Raw genomic sequence first — 15,204 nt, 5'->3', positions numbered from 1 at the left:
CCGCACCTTGGACCTGCGCCCGGTACTGGCGACAGCTCGTGGGAGGATCAGAGCGAGCATTTCGCAAGGCCATGGCTACTGAGGAGCACCGTTGAGCAGGTTGCGCTGGCTGACCGCGGGGGAGTCGCACGGCCCCGCACTCGTGGCGACGCTGGAGGGTCTTCCCGCCGGCGTGCCGATCACCACGGAGATGGTGGCGGACCACCTGGCCCGGCGGCGCCTCGGCTATGGGCGCGGTGCCCGCATGAAGTTCGAGCGCGACGAGGTCACCTTCCTCGGCGGCGTCCGGCACGGCCTGACGATGGGCTCACCGGTCGCCGTCATGGTCGGCAACACCGAGTGGCCCAAGTGGGAGAAGGTGATGGCGGCCGACCCGGTCGATCCCGCCGAGCTCGACGGTATGGCCCGTAACGCCCCGTTGACCCGTCCCCGTCCCGGTCACGCGGACTTGGCGGGCATGCAGAAGTATGGCGTGGCCGACGCCCGCCCGATCCTGGAGCGCGCCTCCGCCCGGGAGACCGCCGCCCGTGTCGCCCTCGGCGCCGTGGCCCGCTCCTTCGTCAAGGAGGCGGCCGGCATCGAGATCGTCTCCCACGTCGTGGAGCTGGCCGCCGCCAAGGCCCCGTACGGCGTGTACCCCAAGCCCTCCGACGTCGAGAAGCTCGACGCCGACCCGGTGCGCTGCCTGGACCGGGCCGCGAGCGAGGCGATGGTCGCCGAGATCGACCAGGCCCACAAGGACGGCGACACCCTCGGCGGCGTCGTCGAGGTGCTGGCCTACGGCGTGCCGGTGGGCCTGGGCTCCCACACCCACTGGGACCGCCGCCTGGACGCCCGCCTGGCCGCCGCCCTGATGGGCATTCAGGCCATCAAGGGCGTCGAGGTCGGCGACGGCTTCGAGCTCGCCCGGGTGCCCGGCTCCCAGGCGCACGACGAGATCGTGGCCACCGAGGACGGCATCCGCCGCACCTCCGGCCGCTCCGGCGGCACCGAGGGCGGCCTGACGACCGGTGAGCTGCTGCGCGTACGGGCCGCGATGAAGCCGATCGCGACCGTGCCCCACGCGCTGGCGACGGTGGACGTCGTCACCGGCGAGGCCGCGCAGGCCCACCACCAGCGTTCCGACGTGTGCGCCGTGCCCGCGGCCGGCATCGTCGCGGAGGCCATGGTGGCGCTGGTGCTCGCCGACGCCGTGGTGGAGAAGTTCGGCGGCGACAGCGTCGCCGAGACCCGCCGCAACGTCCGCGGCTACCTCGAGAACCTGGCCATCAAGTGACGGCACCCGGCACTCCCGCGGTCGTCCTGGTGGGCCCGCCCGGCGCGGGCAAGTCCACCGTCGGCGCCCTGCTCGCCGAGCGGCTGGGCACCGGCTACCGCGACACCGACGCCGACATCGAGCGCATGGCCGGCAAGCCCATCCCGGAGATCTTCATCGACGAGGGCGAGCCGCACTTCCGCGAGCTGGAGCGGCGGGCCGTGGCCGCCGCCGTGGCCGAGCACCCCGGTGTGCTCGCCCTCGGCGGCGGCGCCGTCATGGACCCGGACACCCGGGCCCTGCTCGCGGGCCTGCCCGTGGTCTTCCTCGACGTCGAGATGGCCGACGCCGTCCGCCGGGTGGGCCTGGACGCCCCGCGCCCGCTGCTCGCCGTCAACCCCCGCAAGCGGTGGCGCGAGCTGATGGAGCAGCGCCGCCCGCTCTACACCGAGGTCGCCCGAGCCGTCGTCGGCACCGGCGACCGCACCCCCTCCCAGGTAGCCGACGCCGTGATGGAGGCGCTGCGGCTGCCCCGGGCCCACACACCGGACACCACGCAGTGAGGAACGCATGACCGACGCCCCCACCCGCATCCAGGTCGCCGGCAGCGCGGGCACCGCGCCGTACGAGGTCCTGGTCGGGCGCCAGCTGCTGGGCGAGCTGCCCGGCCTGATCGGCCCGAAGGCCAAGCGCGTGGCCGTGCTGCACCCGGAGGCGCTCGCCGAGACCGGCGAGGCGATCCGAGAGGACCTGGCCTCCCAGGGCTACGAGGCCATCGCGATCCAGCTCCCGAACGCCGAGGAGTCCAAGACCGTCGAGGTCGCCGCCTACTGCTGGAAGGCGCTCGGGCAGACCAACTTCACCCGCACCGACGTGATCGTCGGCGTGGGCGGCGGGGCCACCACCGACGTGGCCGGCTTCGTGGCCGCCACCTGGCTGCGCGGGGTGCGCTGGATCGCGGTGCCCACCACCGTGCTGGGCATGGTCGACGCGGCCGTCGGCGGCAAGACCGGCATCAACACCGCCGAGGGCAAGAACCTCGTCGGCGCCTTCCACCCGCCGGCCGGCGTGCTGTGCGACCTGGCCGCGCTGGACTCGCTGCCGGTCCACGACTACGTCAGCGGACTCGCCGAGATCATCAAGGCCGGCTTCATCGCCGACCCGGCCATCCTCGAGCTCATCGAGGCCGATCCCGAGGCCGCCCGTACGCCCGCCGGCCCGCACACCGCCGAGCTGATCGAGCGCTCGATCCGGGTCAAGGCGGAGGTCGTCTCCTCCGACCTCAAGGAGTCCGGCCTGCGCGAGATCCTCAACTACGGGCACACGCTCGCCCACGCGATCGAGAAGAACGAGCGCTACAACTGGCGGCACGGCGCGGCCGTGGCCGTGGGCATGGTCTTCGCGGCCGAGCTCGGCCGGATCGCCGGGCGCCTGGACGACGCCACCGCCGACCGGCACCGCGCGGTCCTGCAGTCGGTGGGCCTGCCCGTCACCTACCGGGGCGACCAGTGGCCGAAGCTGCTGGAGACCATGAAGGTCGACAAGAAGACGCGCGGCGACCGGCTGCGCTTCATCGTCCTGGACGGCCTGGCCAAGCCCACGGTCCTGGAGGGCCCGGACCCGGCGATGCTGCTGGCCGCGCACGCCGAGATCGCGGCATGAGCGGCATGAGCGGCGTGAGCGGCGGGGCCCGGCGGGTCCTGGTCCTCAACGGCCCCAACCTCGGCCGGCTCGGCTCCCGCGAGCCCGACGTCTACGGCTCGACGTCCTACAAGGGGCTGGTCGAGGAGTGCGCCCGGCTGGGCGCCGAGCTCGGCTTCGACGTCGAGGTCCGCGAGACCAACGACGAGGGCGAGCTGGTGCGCTGGCTGCACGAGGCCGCCGACGGCGCGCTGCCCGTGGTCATCAACCCCGGCGCCTTCACGCACTACTCGTACGCCATGCGGGACGCGGCGGCGCAGCGCACCGCGCCGCTGATCGAGGTGCACATCTCCAACCCGTACACCCGGGAGGAGTTCCGCCACACGTCCGTGATCGCGGCGGTCGCCAGCGGCACCGTGGCGGGCTTCGGCATCGGCTCCTACCGGCTCGCGCTGCGCGCGCTGGCGGAGGAACTCGCGGGCTGACGGCCCGTCGGGCACTTCGTGTCACCCCCGGCCGTTGAGCGGTGCGACGGCCGGGGAGGGCGGTCTCGGGTACTCTCCCGTCTGGCCCAGCGCCCTTCACCACGCGACCGCACGAGACGGAGTGCCACCGGATGCAGTACCCCGTGGGACCGCCGCTGCCACCGGCCCACCCCCCGATGCCGGCCGTTCCCCCGCCGGGGAACGAGGCCGCCGGACACCTTCCCCCGGCCCCCGTGGCGGCCGACGCCTCCACCGCCGCCGTCGCGGTGCTCCTCATCGGCCCCGCCGGCGCCGGCAAGACCACCGTGGCCCGGCACTGGGCGGACACCCGCCGGGTGCCCACGGCCCACATCAGCCTGGACGACGTGCGCGAATGGGTGCGTTCCGGCTTCGCGGACCCGCAGTCCGGCTGGAACGACCACTCCGAGGCGCAGTATCGCCTCGCCCGGCGCACCTGCGGCTTCGCCGCCCGCAACTTCCTCGCCAACGGCATCTCCTGCATCCTCGACGACGCCGTCTTCCCCGACCGGCCCGTGGTGGGCCTGGGCGGCTGGAAGCGGCACGTGGGCCCCGGCCTGCTGCCCGTCGTGCTGCTGCCGGGCCTGGAGGTGGTCCTCGAACGCAACGCCGAGCGCAGCGGGAACCGCCGGCTCAGCGACGAGGAGGTCGCCCGGATCCACGGCCGGATGGCCGGCTGGTACGGCTCGGGTCTGCCCATCATCGACAACACCCACCAGGACGTCGCCACCACGGCCCGGCTCCTGGACGAGGTCGTCGCCCGCGCCCTCACCTCCTGGTAGCGCGCGGGGCCCCGGTCGGAGTCCTCCGAAAGGCCGGAAAGCTCCGCCGAACGTACGCTCGGAGGCATGTCCGAGGTGTACGCGGCACGGCGCTCCAGGCTGCGCGAGCGGTGCGAGGCGGCCGGCAGTGAGGCCGCCCTGGTCTCCGGCGAGGCCAACGTGCGCTATCTGGCGGGCGGAGCCCCGGCCGGCGCCGTGCTCCTCCTGGGGCCGGGCCCCGATGTGCTGGTGTGCGGCATCGACCCCTTCGCGGACGTCACCGGCGCCGGCCGGCCCGCCGACGACCTGGGCGTCCTGGTGCTGCCGAGCCCGGAGGGGGATCCGGCCGTGGCGGCCGCGGAGCGGGCCGTCGAGGCCGGGGCCGGCTCGCTGGCACTGGAGGAGCACCATCTGACCGTGGCCCGGCACCGGGCGGTGCGCTCGGTGGCGCCCCGTGCGCGCCTGGAGGACCTGGGCACGGCCGTGGAGCAGCAGCGGATCGTCAAGGACGACGAGGAGATCTCTCATCTGCGGATCGCCGCCGAGATCACCGACCAGGCGCTGGGGGAGCTGCTGGAGTCGATACTCGTCGGGCGCACCGAGCGGCATCTGGCGCTGGAGCTCGAGCGCCGGCTGATCGATCACGGGGCGGACGCGGCGGCGTTCCCCACCTCGGTGGGGGCCGGGCCGAACTCGGGGCGCGCCGGTCATGTGCCGACCGACCGCCGGGTGGAGGAGGGCGACTTCCTCAGCGTCTGCCTGGGTGCGGACTATCGTGGATACCGGAGCGAAATCGCTCGTACGTTTGTGATCGGCTCCTCCCCGGCGGACTGGCAGATCGAGCTGTACGAGCAGGTGTTCGCAGCCCAGCGGGCGGGTCGGGAGGCCCTGGCGCCCGGCGCGGCGTACCGTGACGTGGACCGCGCGGCACGGGTCGTGCTGGAGGCCGCGGGCCACGGCGAGCGGGTCGGACCCCGCATCGGCCACGGCGTGGGGCTCGAAAACGACGAGGACCCTCGGCTGGCACCGTCGGCAATGGGTAAACTGGACGCTTGCGTGCCGGTCACCGTAGATCCGGGAGTCCACCTCCCGGGACGGGGCGGCGTCCGGATCGATGACACGCTCGTCGTCCGCCCCGAGGCGGACGGCGGACCCGAGCTACTCACCATTACGACCAAAGAGCTGCTCGCGCTCTAGCGGGGCGCATCGCACTTTCTGGTTCCACCAGCCCAGGAGATACCGCAACCGTGGCATCCACGAACGACCTCAAGAACGGCATGGTGCTCAAGCTCGAAGGCGGCCAGCTCTGGTCCGTCGTCGAGTTCCAGCACGTCAAGCCCGGCAAGGGCCCCGCCTTCGTCCGTACGAAGCTGAAGAACGTGCTCTCCGGCAAGGTGGTCGACAAGACCTTCAACGCCGGCGTGAAGGTCGAGACGGCCACCGTCGACAAGCGGACGATGCAGTTCTCGTACATGGACGGCGAGTACTTCGTCTTCATGGACATGGGCACGTACGACCAGCTGATGGTCGACCGCAAGGCCGTCGGCGACGCCGCCAACTTCCTGCTCGAGGGCTTCGAGGCCACCGTCGCGCAGCACGAGGGCTCCGTCCTCTACGTCGAGCTCCCGGCCGCGGTCGAGCTGGTCATCGAGCACACCGACCCGGGTGTCCAGGGCGACCGCTCCACCGGCGGCACCAAGCCCGCGAAGCTCGAGACCGGCTACGAGATCCAGGTCCCGCTCTTCATCACCACGGGTGAGAAGATCAAGGTCGACACGCGCACCGGCGATTACCTCGGCCGGGTGAACAGCTAACCGTGTCCGCCCGCAGCAAGGCACGTAAGCGCGCCTTCCAGATCCTCTTCGAGGCCGACCAGCGCGGTTCCTCCGTGCAGAACGTCCTCGCGGACTGGATCCGGCATGCCCGGTCCGACGACCGTCAGCCGTCGGTCAATCCGTACACGATGCAGCTCGTCGAGGGCTACGCGCAGCACATCGCGCGGATCGACGAACTGATCGCCACCTACGCGGTCGACTGGGACCTGGACCGGATGCCCGCCGCGGACCGGAACATCGTCCGGCTCGGCGCGTACGAGCTGATCTGGGAGGACGAGACCCCGGACGCGGTGGCGATCGACGAGGCGGTGCAACTCGCCAAGGAGTTCTCCACCGACGACTCGCCCGCCTTTGTCAACGGCCTGCTGGGCCGTTTCAAGGAGCTCAAGCCGAGCATTCGGCGCTCATAAGGCACAGTCGCCGTAACGCACAACCGCCGTGGGGCGGGAAACCCGGCCGGGTTTCCCGCCCCACGGCGGTTTGTTATCGGCAAAAGAAGGCCTGGCGGCCCTGGTGACCGCTACGCGTCCTCGTGCTGCACGGCACGACGCGCGTCGGCGTCCAGGACGCCCCAGCTGATCAGCTGCTCGGTGAGCACCGAGGGCGACTGGTCGTAGATCACGGCGAGGGTGCGCAGGTCGTCCTGACGGATCGAGAGGACCTTGCCGTTGTAGTCGCCGCGCTGGCTCTGGATGGTCGCGGCATAGCGCTGGAGCGGGCCCGCCTTCTCGGCCGGGACGTGGGCGAGCCGCTCCAGGTCCAGGACCAGCTTCGGCGGGGGCTCGGCGGCGCCGCCGGGCGTGGTGCCGGGCAGCAGCTCCTGCACGGGCACACCGTAGAAGTCGGCCAGCTCGGCCAGGCGCTGCACGGTCACGGCACGGTCGCCGCGCTCGTACGAACCCACCACGACGGCCTTCCAGCGCCCCTGGGACTTCTCCTCGACACCATGGAGGGAGAGGCCCTGCTGGGTGCGGATGGCGCGGAGCTTGGCCCCGAGCTGTTTGGCGTATTCGCTGGACATAAAGCTCCCCGGACGCTGTATCGACGTGCGGCGGCGTCTTCTGCGACTGCCGCGTGTCTGGTAACTCACTGTGAGGTTACGCAGCGTAATCTCGGTTCGTCAAGCCGAATGCCGTCCGCTCTGGGCCGTCAGGGGGTGATGGCAAGAGGCGCCCGGCGGTGCTGGTACGGTGAAACATGTAAATCCGACGTCCTTTAAAGTCCGTCCCGTGAGGCGGAGAAGGAGGTCCGTTTCGTATGGACGCAATTCCTGCTGCGCGTCCCGTGCTGGAAGCACCGGACATCGCCCGGGTCCTGACCCGGATCGCTCATGAGATCGTCGAGCGCGCCAAGGGCGCCGACGACGTCGTACTCCTCGGCATTCCCACGCGTGGCGTCTTCCTCGCCCGGCGGCTGGCGGCCAAGCTCGAGGAGATCACCGGCGGCAAGATGCCCGTCGGCTCCCTCGACATCACCATGTACCGCGACGATCTGCGGCTGCGCCCGGCCCGTGCCCTCGCGCGCACCGAGATCCCCGGCGAGGGCATCGACGGCAAGCTCGTCATCCTCGTCGACGACGTGCTCTTCTCCGGCCGCACCATCCGCGCCGCCCTCGACGCCATGAACGACCTCGGCCGGCCGCGCGCCGTCCAGCTGGCCGTCCTCGTCGACCGCGGCCACCGCGAACTTCCCATCCGTGCCGACTACGTCGGCAAGAACCTCCCGACGTCGTTGCGGGAGACGGTCAAGGTCCACCTGACCGAGGAGGACGGCCGCGACAGCGTGCTCCTCGGCGCGGGCGCGACCGCCCCGGCCGACGGGCAGTAGTCCCCCGTCACGGACCCGGTGATCCCGGGGCCGTGCCGCGGCATGCCCGTCCGTACCCCCGCATACCTCCTCAACCACGGAGCAACCGGATGCAGCGCCATCTCATCTCGGCCGCCGACCTCACCCGCGACGACGCCGTCCTGATCCTCGACACCGCCGAGGAAATGGCCCGGGTCGCCGACCGGCCCATCAAGAAGCTGCCGACCCTGCGCGGCCGCACCGTCGTCAACCTCTTCTTCGAGGACTCGACGCGGACCCGCATCTCCTTCGAGGCCGCCGCCAAGCGGCTCTCCGCCGACGTCATCAACTTCTCCGCCAAGGGCTCCTCGGTCTCCAAGGGCGAGTCGCTCAAGGACACCGCCCTGACCCTGGAGGCGATGGGCGCGGACGCGGTCGTCATCCGCCACCACGCCTCCGGCGCCCCCTACCGGCTGGCGAACTCCGGCTGGATCGACGGCGCCGTCGTCAACGCCGGCGACGGCACCCACGAGCACCCCACCCAGGCCCTGCTGGACGCCTTCACCATGCGCCGCCGCCTGGTCGGCCGGGACGCGGGCCTGGGCAAGGACCTGGCCGGGCGCCGCATCACGATCGTCGGCGACGTGCTGCACAGCCGCGTCGCCCGCTCCAACGTGCTCCTGCTGCACACCCTGGGCGCCGAGGTCACGCTGGTCGCGCCGCCCACGCTGGTGCCGGTGGGCGTCGAGAGCTGGCCGTGCGAGATCTCCTACGACCTGGACGCGGTGCTGCCGAAGTCCGACGCCGTGATGATGCTGCGGGTGCAGCGCGAGCGGATGAACGCCGCGTTCTTCCCGACCGAGCGTGAGTACGCGCGCCGCTACGGCCTGGACGGCGACCGCATGGCGAAGATGCCGGAGCACTCCGTCGTCATGCACCCCGGCCCGATGAACCGCGGCATGGAGATCACCGCCGAGGTCGCCGACTCCCCGCGCTGCACGGCCGTCGAGCAGGTCGCCAACGGCGTCTCGATCCGCATGGCCGTCCTCTACCTGCTGCTCGGCGGCTCCGAGCCGGCCGTCACCACGAACAACGCCCGCACCGAGGAGAACAAGTAACCATGACGAAGATCCTGATCCGTGGTGCGAAGGTCCTCGGCGGCGAGCCGCAGGACGTCCTGATCGACGGCGAGACCATCGCCGAGGTCGGCACGGGCCTGAGCGCCGAGGGCGCCACCGTCGTCGAGGCCGAGGGCAAGATCCTGCTGCCCGGCCTGGTCGACCTCCACACCCACCTGCGCGAGCCCGGCCGCGAGGACTCCGAGACCGTCCTGACCGGCACCCGGGCGGCCGCGAGCGGCGGCTACACCGCCGTCTTCGCCATGGCCAACACCTTCCCCGTCGCCGACACCGCCGGCGTCGTCGAGCAGGTCTGGCGCCTGGGCAAGGAGTCCGGCTACTGCGACGTGCAGCCCATCGGCGCCGTCACGGTCGGTCTGGAGGGCAAGAAGCTCGCCGAGCTCGGCGCCATGCACGAGTCCGCCGCCGGGGTCACCGTCTTCTCCGACGACGGCAAGTGCGTCGACGACGCCGTGATCATGCGCCGTGCGCTGGAGTACGTGAAGGCCTTCGGCGGCGTCGTCGCCCAGCACGCCCAGGAGCCCCGGCTCACCGAGGGCGCCCAGATGAACGAGGGCGTCGTCTCCGCCGAGCTGGGCCTGGGCGGCTGGCCGGCCGTCGCCGAGGAGTCGGTGATCGCCCGCGACGTCCTGCTCGCCGAGCACGTCGGCTCCCGGGTGCACATCTGCCACCTGTCCACGGCCGGCTCGGTGGAGATCGTGCGCTGGGCCAAGGCGCGCGGCATCGACGTCACCGCCGAGGTCACCCCGCACCACCTGCTGCTGACCGACGAGCTCGTCCGCTCGTACAACCCCGTCTACAAGGTGAACCCGCCGCTGCGCACCGAGCACGACGTGATGGCGCTGCGCGAGGCCCTGGCCGACGGCACGATCGACATCGTGGCCACCGACCACGCCCCGCACCCGCACGAGGACAAGGACTGCGAGTGGGCCGCGGCCGCCATGGGCATGGTGGGCCTGGAGACCGCGCTGGCGGTCGTCCAGCACACGATGGTCGAGACCGGGCTGCTGGACTGGGCCGGCGTCGCCGAGCGCATGTCGTACAAGCCCGCCCGCATCGGAAGCCTCTCCGGTCACGGCCGCCCCATCGCCGCCGGGGAGCCCGCCAACCTCACCCTCGTCGATTCCGCTTACCGTGGTGTCGTGGACCCCGCGGGCTTCGCCTCCCGCAGCCGCAACACCCCGTACGAGGGTCGTGAGCTGCCGGGTCGCGTCACCCACACCTTCCTGCGGGGCCGGGCGACGGTCGTGGACGGGAATCTCGCGTGACATCTGCACTCATCAATCTGGCGGCCGAGCAGAAGTCTGCCGACGTCACCGACTGGGCCGCGCGCATCGGCTGGGTGGTCGGGCTGCTGCTCTTCATCGCGCTGGTCTACTGGCTGATGCGCGAGGGATGGAAGTGGCGCGGCACGCTCCAGGGCGGCCTGCCCGAGCTGCCCGCGGCCCCCGCCGGGACGGGCGAGCCCACCCTCGTGACGACCGGCCGCTACCACGGCTCCACCACCGCCGGACAGTGGCTCGACCGCATCGTCGCGCACGGCCTGGGCACCCGTAGCAAGGCCGAGCTCACCCTGACGGAGCAGGGCGTGGCCGTCACGCGGCCCGGCGCCCAGGACTTCTTCATCCCGGCCGCCGCGCTGCGCGGCGCCCGGCTCGACAAGGGCATCGCGGGCAAGGTCCTCGCCGAGGGCGGCCTGCTCGTGATCACCTGGCAGCACGGCGACACCACGATCGACTCCGGCTTCCGCTTCGACCGGGCGGCCGAGCACACGGACTGGGCCGAGGCCCTGACCACCCTGCACAACCAGCACAGCACCGACATGGAAGGCGCACGATGACGACCTCCACCAGGGGGACCGGCAAGCTCCCCGCCGTACTTGTCCTGGAGGACGGACGTACGTTCCGCGGACGCGCCTACGGGGCCGTGGGGGAGACCTTCGGCGAGGCCGTGTTCTCCACCGGCATGACCGGCTACCAGGAGACCCTGACCGACCCCTCGTACCACCGCCAGGTCGTCGTCATGACGGCCCCGCACGTCGGCAACACCGGCGTCAACGACGAGGACCCCGAGTCCGGCCGCATCTGGGTCGCCGGCTACGTCGTCCGCGACCCCGCCCGCGTCCCGTCCAACTGGCGCTCGCGCCGCTCCCTGGACGAGGAGCTGGCCAAGCAGGGCGTCGTCGGCATCAGCGGCGTCGACACCCGCGCGCTCACCCGCCACCTGCGCGAGCGCGGCGCGATGCGCGTCGGCATCTTCTCCGGCGAGGCGCTGCCCGACGAGGGCCTCATGCTCGCCAGGGTCCGGCAGGCCCCCGAGATGAAGGGCGCCGACCTCTCCGCCGAGGTCGCCACCAAGGAGACCTACGTCGTCCCCGCGATCGGTGCGAAGCGCTTCACCGTCGCCGCGGTCGACCTGGGCATCAAGGGCATGACCCCGCACCGCATGGCCGAGCGCGGCATCGAGGTGCACGTCCTGCCCGCGACCGCCACCGCCGAGGACGTCTACGCCGTGAACCCCGACGGCGTGTTCTTCTCCAACGGCCCCGGCGACCCCGCCACCGCCGACCACCCGGTCTCCGTGATGCGCGAGGTCCTCTCCCGGAAGACCCCGCTGTTCGGCATCTGCTTCGGCAACCAGATCCTCGGCCGCGCCCTCGGCTTCGGCACCTACAAGCTGAAGTACGGCCACCGGGGCATCAACCAGCCCGTGCAGGACCGTACGACCGGCAAGGTCGAGGTCACCGCCCACAACCACGGCTTCGCCGTCGACGCCCCGCTCGACGCCGCGACCGACACGCCCTACGGACGGGTCGAGGTCTCCCACGTCTGTCTCAACGACAACGTGGTCGAAGGCCTCCAGCTCCTCGACCAGCCGGCATTCAGCGTCCAGTACCACCCCGAGGCAGCCGCAGGACCGCACGACGCCGCGTACCTGTTCGACCGCTTCGTCTCCCTGATGGAGGGCCAGCGTGCCTAAGCGCACCGACATCCAGTCCGTTCTGGTCATCGGCTCCGGCCCGATCGTCATCGGCCAGGCCGCGGAGTTCGACTACTCCGGCACCCAGGCCTGCCGGGTGCTGAAGGCCGAGGGCCTGCGGGTCATCCTGGTCAACTCCAACCCGGCCACGATCATGACCGACCCGGAGATCGCCGACGCCACGTACGTCGAGCCGATCACCCCGGAGTTCGTGGAGAAGATCATCGCCAAGGAGCGCCCCGACGCGCTCCTGCCCACCCTCGGCGGCCAGACCGCGCTCAACACCGCGATCTCGATGCACGAGAACGGCGTCCTGGAGAAGTACGGCGTCGAGCTGATCGGCGCCAACGTCGAGGCCATCCACAAGGGCGAGGACCGCGACCTGTTCAAGGGCGTCGTCGAGGCGGTGCACGCCAAGATCGGCCACGGCGAGTCCGCCCGCTCGGTCATCTGCCACACCATGGACGAGGTCATCGCGGGCGTCGACGAGCTCGGCGGCTACCCCGTCGTCGTCCGTCCCTCCTTCACCATGGGCGGCGCCGGCTCCGGCTTCGCGCACGACGAGGAGGAGCTGCGCCGCATCGCCGGCCAGGGCCTCACGCTCTCCCCGACCACCGAGGTGCTCCTGGAGGAGTCCATCCTCGGCTGGAAGGAGTACGAGCTGGAGCTGATGCGCGACAAGCACGACAACGTCGTGGTCGTCTGCTCCATCGAGAACTTCGACCCGATGGGCGTGCACACCGGCGACTCCATCACCGTCGCCCCGGCGATGACGCTGACCGACCGCGAGTACCAGATCCTGCGGGACGTCGGCATCGCGATCATCCGCGAGGTCGGCGTCGACACCGGCGGCTGCAACATCCAGTTCGCGGTCAACCCCGAGGACGGCCGGGTCATCGTCATCGAGATGAACCCGCGCGTCTCGCGCTCCTCGGCGCTCGCCTCCAAGGCCACCGGCTTCCCGATCGCCAAGATCGCCGCCCGCCTGGCCGTCGGCTACACGCTGGACGAGATCCCCAACGACATCACCGAGAAGACCCCGGCGTCCTTCGAGCCCACGCTCGACTACGTCGTGGTCAAGGCGCCCCGCTTCGCGTTCGAGAAGTTCCCGGCCGCCGACGCCACCCTCACCACGACCATGAAGTCGGTCGGCGAGGCCATGGCCATCGGCCGTAACTTCACCGAGGCCCTGCAGAAGGCGCTGCGCTCGCTGGAGAAGAAGGGCTCGCAGTTCGACTTCGTCTCCGAGCCCGGCGACAAGGCCGAGCTGCTGGAGAAGGCGATCCGTCCCACCGACGGCCGGATCAACACCGTCATGGCCGCCATCCGCGCCGGCGCCACCGCGGAGGAGGTCTTCGACGCGACGAAGATCGACCCGTGGTTCGTCGACCAGCTCTTCCTGATCAAGGAGATCGCCGACGAGCTGGCCGCCGCCGAGAAGCTGCAGCCCGAGCTCCTGGCCGAGGCCAAGCGCCACGGCTTCTCCGACGCCCAGATCGGCGCGATCCGCGGCCTGCGCGAGGACGTCGTCCGCGAGGTGCGCCAGGCCCTCGGCGTCCGCCCGGTCTACAAGACGGTCGACACCTGCGCCGCCGAGTTCGCCGCGAAGACGCCGTACTTCTACTCCTCCTACGACGAGGAGACCGAGGTCGCGCCGCGCGAGAAGCCCGCCGTGATCATCCTGGGCTCGGGCCCGAACCGCATCGGCCAGGGCATCGAGTTCGACTACTCCTGCGTCCACGCCTCGTTCGCGCTCAGCGACGCCGGCTACGAGACCGTGATGGTCAACTGCAACCCCGAGACCGTCTCCACCGACTACGACACCTCCGACCGGCTCTACTTCGAGCCGCTCACCCTGGAGGACGTCCTGGAGATCGTCCACGCGGAGCGGCAGGCCGGCCCCGTCGCGGGCGTCATCGTCCAGCTCGGCGGCCAGACGCCGCTGGGCCTGGCCCAGGCGCTCAAGGACAACGGCGTGCCGATCGTCGGCACCTCGCCCGAGGCCATCGACCTCGCCGAGGAGCGCGGCGCCTTCGGCCGCGTGCTCACCGAGGCGGGTCTGCCCGCGCCCAAGTACGGCACGGCCTACTCCTTCGACGAGGCCAAGGGCATCGCCGCCGGTATCGGCTACCCGGTCATGGTCCGCCCGTCCTACGTGCTCGGCGGCCGCGGCATGGAGATCGTCTACGACGAGCCCTCGCTGGCCGGCTACCTCGAGCGCCACGCGGGCCTGATCTCCGAGCACCCGGTGCTCATCGACCGCTTCCTCGACGACGCCATCGAGATCGACGTCGACGCGCTCTACGACGGCCACGAGCTCTACCTCGGCGGCGTCATGGAGCACATCGAGGAGGCCGGCATCCACTCCGGCGACTCCGCCTGCGCGCTGCCCCCGATCACCCTCGGCGGCTTCGACATCAAGCGGCTGCGGTCCTCCACCGAGGCCATCGCCAAGGGCGTCGGCGTGCGCGGCCTGATCAACATCCAGTTCGCGATGGCCGGCGACATCCTCTACGTGCTCGAGGCCAACCCGCGCGCCTCCCGCACGGTCCCCTTCACCTCGAAGGCGACCGCCGTGCCGCTGGCGAAGGCCGCCGCCCGCATCTCCCTGGGCGCCACCATCGCCGAGCTGCGCGAGGAGGGCATGCTGCCCAAGGCCGGCGACGGCGGCAGCCTGCCGCTGGACGCGCCGATCTCCGTCAAGGAGGCCGTGATGCCGTGGTCGCGCTTCCGTGACGCCTCCGGCCGCGGCGTGGACACCGTCCTCGGCCCGGAGATGCGCTCCACCGGTGAGGTCATGGGCATCGACAAGGTCTTCGGCACGGCCTACGCCAAGTCGCAGGCCGGCGCGTACGGCGCGCTGCCCACCAAGGGCCGCGCGTTCGTCTCCGTCGCCAACCGGGACAAGCGATCGATGATCTTCCCGGCCCGCGAGCTGGTCGCCCACGGCTTCGAGCTGCTCGCCACCTCCGGCACCGCCGAGGTCCTGCGGCGCAACGGCATCAACGCCACCGTCGTGCGCAAGCAGAGCGAGGGCGAGGGGCCGAACGGCGAGAAGACCATCGTCCAGCTCATCCACGACGGCCAGGTCGACCTGATCGTCAACACCCCCTACGGCACCGGCGGCCGCCTCGACGGCTACGAGATCCGCACCGCCGCCGTCGCCCGGGCGGTCCCCTGCCTGACCACGGTCCAGGCGCTGGCCGCCGCCGTCCAGGGCATCGAGGCGCTGAGCCGGGGCGAGGTCGGCGTCCGCTCCCTGCAGGAGCACGCGCGGCAGCTGACCGACGCCCGCGAGGCGTAAGG

The 15,204-nt window shown here is 71.5% G+C and carries 15 protein-coding genes; 14 read left to right on the top strand and 1 reads right to left on the bottom strand.

All coding sequences use genetic code 11. The features are described from left to right. The first annotated feature begins 91 nt into the window (after positions 1–91). The 8 genes from aroC to nusB all read left to right on the top strand — a co-directional run bounded on the left by aroC (position 92) and on the right by nusB (position 6,405). The gene (gene aroC, locus AB4K12_RS24220; RefSeq protein ID WP_368436186.1) at positions 92–1,276 is read left to right on the top strand and encodes a chorismate synthase; all 1,185 of its coding nucleotides are present in this window, start codon (positions 92–94) and stop codon (positions 1,274–1,276) included. Next, positions 1,273–1,818, top strand: coding sequence for a shikimate kinase (locus AB4K12_RS24215; RefSeq protein WP_368436185.1), 546 nt, complete (start codon positions 1,273–1,275; stop codon positions 1,816–1,818). The genes aroC and AB4K12_RS24215 overlap by 4 nt, the downstream gene beginning before the upstream one ends. A gap of 7 nt (positions 1,819–1,825) precedes the next feature. Next, positions 1,826–2,917: a 3-dehydroquinate synthase gene (gene aroB, locus AB4K12_RS24210; RefSeq protein ID WP_362261650.1), complete on the top strand. Its 1,092-nt coding sequence runs from the start codon at positions 1,826–1,828 to the stop codon at positions 2,915–2,917. After that, positions 2,914–3,381, top strand: coding sequence for a type II 3-dehydroquinate dehydratase (gene aroQ / locus AB4K12_RS24205; protein WP_368436183.1), 468 nt, complete (start codon positions 2,914–2,916; stop codon positions 3,379–3,381). The genes aroB and aroQ overlap by 4 nt, the downstream gene beginning before the upstream one ends. A gap of 131 nt (positions 3,382–3,512) precedes the next feature. Further along, the gene (locus AB4K12_RS24200) at positions 3,513–4,181 is read left to right on the top strand and encodes an AAA family ATPase (protein ID WP_245872103.1); all 669 of its coding nucleotides are present in this window, start codon (positions 3,513–3,515) and stop codon (positions 4,179–4,181) included. Between the two features lie 66 nt (positions 4,182–4,247). Beyond that, positions 4,248–5,357, top strand: a complete 1,110-nt coding sequence (locus tag AB4K12_RS24195) for an aminopeptidase P family protein (protein ID WP_086566708.1) — start codon at positions 4,248–4,250, stop codon at positions 5,355–5,357. 50 nt (positions 5,358–5,407) lie between these two features. Then, entirely contained in the window at positions 5,408–5,974 is a 567-nt protein-coding gene (gene efp / locus AB4K12_RS24190) for an elongation factor P (RefSeq protein ID WP_086566707.1), read from the top strand. A gap of 2 nt (positions 5,975–5,976) precedes the next feature. Then, positions 5,977–6,405, top strand: a complete 429-nt coding sequence (gene nusB / locus AB4K12_RS24185) for a transcription antitermination factor NusB (protein WP_362261656.1) — start codon at positions 5,977–5,979, stop codon at positions 6,403–6,405. A gap of 110 nt (positions 6,406–6,515) precedes the next feature. On the opposite strand, the gene bldD is transcribed toward nusB, so the two are convergent. Continuing rightward, entirely contained in the window at positions 6,516–7,016 is a 501-nt protein-coding gene (bldD, locus tag AB4K12_RS24180; protein WP_004948690.1) for a transcriptional regulator BldD, read from the bottom strand. 236 nt (positions 7,017–7,252) lie between these two features. On the opposite strand from bldD, the gene pyrR reads away from it, so the two are divergent. The 6 genes from pyrR to carB all read left to right on the top strand — a co-directional run bounded on the left by pyrR (position 7,253) and on the right by carB (position 15,202). Next, entirely contained in the window at positions 7,253–7,822 is a 570-nt protein-coding gene (gene pyrR, locus AB4K12_RS24175; RefSeq protein ID WP_190065082.1) for a bifunctional pyr operon transcriptional regulator/uracil phosphoribosyltransferase PyrR, read from the top strand. Between the two features lie 89 nt (positions 7,823–7,911). Then, on the top strand, positions 7,912–8,898 hold the full coding sequence (locus tag AB4K12_RS24170; protein WP_368436182.1) for an aspartate carbamoyltransferase catalytic subunit: 987 nt from the start codon (positions 7,912–7,914) through the stop codon (positions 8,896–8,898). Between the two features lie 2 nt (positions 8,899–8,900). Further along, a complete protein-coding gene (locus tag AB4K12_RS24165) occupies positions 8,901–10,187 on the top strand; it encodes a dihydroorotase (RefSeq protein WP_368436181.1) in 1,287 nt (428 codons plus the stop codon). Continuing rightward, complete coding sequence (locus tag AB4K12_RS24160; RefSeq protein WP_368436180.1) at positions 10,184–10,759, top strand: hypothetical protein; 576 nt, start codon at positions 10,184–10,186, stop codon at positions 10,757–10,759. The genes AB4K12_RS24165 and AB4K12_RS24160 overlap by 4 nt, the downstream gene beginning before the upstream one ends. Then, positions 10,756–11,898, top strand: a complete 1,143-nt coding sequence (carA, locus tag AB4K12_RS24155) for a glutamine-hydrolyzing carbamoyl-phosphate synthase small subunit (RefSeq protein ID WP_368436179.1) — start codon at positions 10,756–10,758, stop codon at positions 11,896–11,898. The genes AB4K12_RS24160 and carA overlap by 4 nt, the downstream gene beginning before the upstream one ends. Beyond that, positions 11,891–15,202 carry a carbamoyl-phosphate synthase large subunit gene (gene carB, locus AB4K12_RS24150; protein ID WP_368436178.1) on the top strand — a complete coding sequence of 1,104 codons (3,312 nt, stop codon included), beginning with the start codon at positions 11,891–11,893 and terminating at the stop codon, positions 15,200–15,202. The genes carA and carB overlap by 8 nt, the downstream gene beginning before the upstream one ends. The last annotated feature ends 2 nt before the right edge of the window (positions 15,203–15,204 follow it).

This window comes from Streptomyces sp. C36 (genome assembly GCF_040932295.1).
GTDB classification, from domain to species: domain Bacteria; phylum Actinomycetota; class Actinomycetes; order Streptomycetales; family Streptomycetaceae; genus Streptomyces; species Streptomyces triculaminicus.
Note: the sequence above shows the minus strand (reverse complement) of the source record. Positions and strands in the feature narration are given on the sequence as shown.

What these genes read in the sequence shown, in the direction of transcription:
- AB4K12_RS24195 (WP_086566708.1), top strand. Translation starts at nt 4,248, where the DNA reads ATGTCCGAGGTGTACGCGGCACGGCGCTCCAGGCTGCGCGAGCGGTGC.
- AB4K12_RS24200 (WP_245872103.1), top strand. Translation starts at nt 3,513, where the DNA reads ATGCAGTACCCCGTGGGACCGCCGCTGCCACCGGCCCACCCCCCGATG.
- aroB (WP_362261650.1), top strand. Translation starts at nt 1,826, where the DNA reads ATGACCGACGCCCCCACCCGCATCCAGGTCGCCGGCAGCGCGGGCACC.
- carA (WP_368436179.1), top strand. Translation starts at nt 10,756, where the DNA reads ATGACGACCTCCACCAGGGGGACCGGCAAGCTCCCCGCCGTACTTGTC.
- AB4K12_RS24165 (WP_368436181.1), top strand. Translation starts at nt 8,901, where the DNA reads ATGACGAAGATCCTGATCCGTGGTGCGAAGGTCCTCGGCGGCGAGCCG.
- aroQ (WP_368436183.1), top strand. Translation starts at nt 2,914, where the DNA reads ATGAGCGGCATGAGCGGCGTGAGCGGCGGGGCCCGGCGGGTCCTGGTC.
- pyrR (WP_190065082.1), top strand. Translation starts at nt 7,253, where the DNA reads ATGGACGCAATTCCTGCTGCGCGTCCCGTGCTGGAAGCACCGGACATC.
- AB4K12_RS24170 (WP_368436182.1), top strand. Translation starts at nt 7,912, where the DNA reads ATGCAGCGCCATCTCATCTCGGCCGCCGACCTCACCCGCGACGACGCC.
- bldD (WP_004948690.1), bottom strand. Translation starts at nt 7,016, where the DNA reads ATGTCCAGCGAATACGCCAAACAGCTCGGGGCCAAGCTCCGCGCCATC.